Source organism: Mesorhizobium sp. M0239 (assembly GCF_040321815.1).
GTDB lineage: Bacteria > Pseudomonadota > Alphaproteobacteria > Rhizobiales > Rhizobiaceae > Mesorhizobium.
Genome location: NZ_JAMYSG010000078.1, coordinates 1 through 3,593 on the forward strand (window position 1 = coordinate 1; position 3,593 = coordinate 3,593).

At 59.6% G+C, this 3,593-nt stretch carries 4 protein-coding genes and 3 pseudogenes; 3 read left to right on the forward strand and 4 right to left on the reverse strand.

The features are described 5' to 3' along the window. Nucleotides 1-38 precede the first annotated feature (38 nt). From NKI99_RS33460 to NKI99_RS33470, 3 genes and pseudogenes are all read right to left on the reverse strand, one after another. Entirely contained in the window at nucleotides 39-419 is a 381-nt protein-coding gene (locus NKI99_RS33460) for a hypothetical protein (protein WP_352613709.1), read from the reverse strand. 122 nt (nucleotides 420-541) lie between these two features. Beyond that, a complete protein-coding gene (locus NKI99_RS33465) occupies nucleotides 542-721 on the reverse strand; it encodes a hypothetical protein (RefSeq protein ID WP_031194388.1) in 180 nt (59 codons plus the stop codon). Then, nucleotides 718-1,448 (reverse strand): annotated as a pseudogene (locus NKI99_RS33470) (IS6 family transposase). The gene NKI99_RS33465 and the pseudogene NKI99_RS33470 overlap by 4 nt, the downstream one beginning before the upstream one ends. 294 nt (nucleotides 1,449-1,742) lie before the next feature. Here NKI99_RS33470 and NKI99_RS33475 point away from each other — a divergent pair. From NKI99_RS33475 to NKI99_RS33485, 3 genes and pseudogenes are all read left to right on the forward strand, one after another. Next, a complete protein-coding gene (locus NKI99_RS33475) occupies nucleotides 1,743-2,120 on the forward strand; it encodes a hypothetical protein (protein WP_023679574.1) in 378 nt (125 codons plus the stop codon). 122 nt (nucleotides 2,121-2,242) lie between these two features. Continuing rightward, a pseudogene (locus NKI99_RS33480) lies at nucleotides 2,243-2,494 on the forward strand (DUF1403 family protein); the annotation flags it as partial. A gap of 75 nt (nucleotides 2,495-2,569) precedes the next feature. After that, nucleotides 2,570-3,279, forward strand: a pseudogene (locus NKI99_RS33485) (IS6 family transposase). A gap of 126 nt (nucleotides 3,280-3,405) precedes the next feature. Here NKI99_RS33485 and NKI99_RS33490 read toward each other — a convergent pair. After that, on the reverse strand, nucleotides 3,406-3,593 hold a 188-nt coding region (locus NKI99_RS33490; RefSeq protein WP_352443283.1), incomplete at its 5' end, for a KUP/HAK/KT family potassium transporter.

The following is a 3,593-nucleotide window of genomic DNA, read 5'->3' on the forward strand; positions in this document are numbered from 1 at the left end:
GTCTCCCCATCGAAAGCTTGACCCCAGCACCGCGGTGCTCAAGGCCGCCGGATACGCACGTCTGCGGTCTTCACCGGATGCGTACTATAGACCGACATGTAGTCACGGAACACGCTCTCACTATACGTGGTCACGATCGTTGCCGTCGTACCGGTTGGCACGAGGGCTGACCACACTGACAGATAGACCACACCAGAATTGAAGATGCTTTCCACCTGAGCGAGAAGGGTGGCAGCCACACCCCCAATCGTCATACTGTTGACGGTCACTGCACTTTCGGTGTCAGTGGTCTCAGTTGTCACGATGACACGACGATTAGCGTGTGGCGCGACAAGAAGCGGAATGCTGGTGTGGGTGTAAACGGTCGTGGCAGTCGAGTCTTCGTGAGTGCCATTGAAGACCAGATCTATCGGGAACATTTTCTCCCAGACGCCCGAGCTGCGCACATAGACCTGTCGAGCCTTGGTCCAGAGGCTTGAGATTTTCACCCAGACGGCGCTGGCCGCCCCTCAGACCCCGGAGGCTTTGACGTAAAGGGCCATTACGGCTGCACCCAGAAATCACCGTCCACGCCGCCAGAAGGGGCAGCGGCCGAGATCGTGACGCTGCGATTTGCCATCGTGCCGACGCCGAGAAGCGCCTTGGTCTGGGCAATGGACTGCGGTCGACGATAATTGTCCCCGGTGCCGTCACTCGACACGCGACCGACGAAGCTCGTCACAGCGTCGGCACCTGTGGCGTAGGTCGAGCGGTACAAACGCGTCGTGATATCACCAGCGCCATCGCGCTGAGGCGATGAACATGTATGGCGAGAGCAGAACGTTTGGGGCGGGGCGGGACGAAGAGGTTGCGGAGGGCTGACAAGGTCGAGACGAAGCGTTGCAGGCCTCTCGGCGATCGGACCCCTGCATCATCCGCTCCCGTTTTCGCGGCGGCACATGGGAATTCTCCGCTCCGTTGTTCAACCCCTTGTGCGACCGGTGCTTGACGTCCGGCATCACCTGTCGCTTTGCCGCTCCATACGAGCGCAGCTAGTCGGTGATCATGCGCTTCGGCGCGAGCCCCTGCTTCTTCAACAGCCGCGTCAGCAAGCGCTTGGCGGCCTTGGTGTTGCGGCGGTTTTGCACGATTTCGTCCAGCACATATCCATCCTGGTCGACGGTGCGCCACAACCAAAGCTTTTTGCCGGGCGATGGTGACGACCACTTCGTTCAGGTACCAGACGTCATTCCGGCACGGCGGCTTGCGGCGCAAGCAGCGAGCGCAGTCCAGCCCGAACTTGATGCCCCACCGGCGACTTGTCTCATACGAAACCACGATGCCGCGTTCCAGCAGCATTTCCTCAACCAGGCGCAGGCTCAGCGGAAACCGGAAATAAAGCCAGACCGCGTGGGAGATAATAGGCGGCGGAAATCGGGGGGCGTGTAGCTGACGGCGGGCGTATTCATGCCCCCCGGCGTCCATGTCGCAAATCTTGACGATTGCTTTGTGTGTCAAGCCCGCCGCAGGTCTCAACGCGTTCAATGCAGACATTGTGAAAATCGCCCTATTCCGCCTTTTTTTACCGCCCCTTAAGTCCCCCGCTCGCATGCTTGTCGATGCCATTGAACTCATAGCCATCGGCCAAGGATTTTGGAAAATATGTTTCCGCTCGCAGCAGAAAACGTGAGAGTCGCTGTAGGCCTAACGTTAAGGGGAGAGAGCGGTTTGATTGGACGAAATGGGTACCGGAGTACCGAGTCATGAAGCCACGAGGTAATCTGGTCCGACTGAAGCAATTTCAGGTGAATGAGAAGCGGCGACAGTTGCACCAGCTAGACATCATGATTGCCGATTTCGAACGCATGGCGCGAGAACTGGACTTCCAGTTAAACGCCGAGGAAACGAAGGCCGGCATCTCCGATGTCAATCATTTCGCTTATCCGACGTTCGCCAAGGCCGCTCGCCTACGTCGTGACAACGTCAAGAATTCGCAATCGGACCTTCTGCGGCAGAGAACCGCAGCCGAGCCATGCCTCGCCGAGGCTGAAGCAGAGCTCTCCAAGGCGCAAATGCTAGAATCGCGCAGCGGCAGAGGCCACGACCTCGAACCCGGCAACCGAAGCGCCATGATCGGCTGAGCCGGATGGCTTCAGCGCGCCTCATTCGCGACACCCGACTGGCCGTTGGCGCGCGAGAGGCGTGCGGGCACTGTAAAGATATCAGCGTATTGATGCAGCGATAGCTGGTCGGGACGGCTGTCATGCTGCGGCGACATACGCGATTTTGTTCCAGATTTGCATGGCGGCGTTACGCAGGTATTGGGGGAAAGTGGAACTGGTTGGCACTCGGATCATCGGTGGAAACGAACCGCTGCCGGCGGATCGGCGCCTGGCGGCAACGCCTGGCGCTTTCGGCGGCGGCGGTAACGGCAAAGCAGGCTGGCCGGTCGAGGATGAAGCGGCACCTGCGCGATGCCGTTCTGCTCACGGCCGGGAGACGGGGTCGGCCCCGCCGGCCGGATGCTGCTCGCTTGGCGCGGCATCGTAAAGTCAACCGACAGCTTATGAAGATGTGCGTACATTGGGCCATGTCAGAAGTTGCTCGTGATCCGCTCTATGGTCGCCACCGCTTTCCCGCCGAGATCATTGCGCACGCGGTATGGCTCTACTTTCGCTTTCCGCTCAGCCTGCGCATGGTTGAGGACATGCTGGCGGCCCGCGGCATCATCGTCACGCATCAGACCGTTCGAAGCTGCGCGGAGAAATTCGGACGGCATTCCGCCCAGGAGATCAATATCAGCCGGCTGCCTGGGCGATAAATGGCATCTCGACGAATGTGTCGTGGCTATCAGTGGCAAGAAGCAGTGGCTCCGGCGTGCCGTCGATCAGGACGGCTTCGTCCTCGAAGTGCTGGTACAAAGCCGCCGAAATGCCAAGGCGGCAAAGCGTCTGATGCGCAAGTTGCTGAAAGCTCAAGGGCGGACACCACGGATCATGATCACCGACAAGCTCCGATCCTATGATGCCGCCATGCGCGACCTCATGCCCGGCGTCGAACACCGGTCGCACACAGGCCTGAATAATCGAGCGGAAAATTCGCACCAGCCGACCCGACGACGCGAAAGGATCATGAAACGCTTCAAGTCGGCACGCCAGCTTCAGCGGTTCGTTTCCATCCATGATCCGACTGCCGACCTGCTCACTTTCCCTGCAATGCGCTGTCATCGGCTCAACATCGAGACCTGCGTAACGCCCCATGCAAATCTGGAACAAAATCGCGTGTGTCGCCACAGCGTGACAGCCGTCCCGCCAGCTATCGCTGCATCAAGCCGCTGAAACTTACAGTGCCGGGCGCGCTGCTACCTGAATTTCCTTACCGCTCAATCAATGTGACAGCACCGATTCTTCTCAACCGCGGCATGCCCTAAATCGTCACTTGCGTTCCGATCTCGACGACGCGTCCGGTCGGGATCTGGAAGTACTCCGTCGCGTCGGCCGCCGTACGCGCCAGGCCGATGAACAACCGGTCCTGCCACACCGGCATGCCGGAATTGGGCGAGGCCTTGAGCGAACGCCGTGACAGGAAGAACGAGGTCGTCATGATGTCGAACT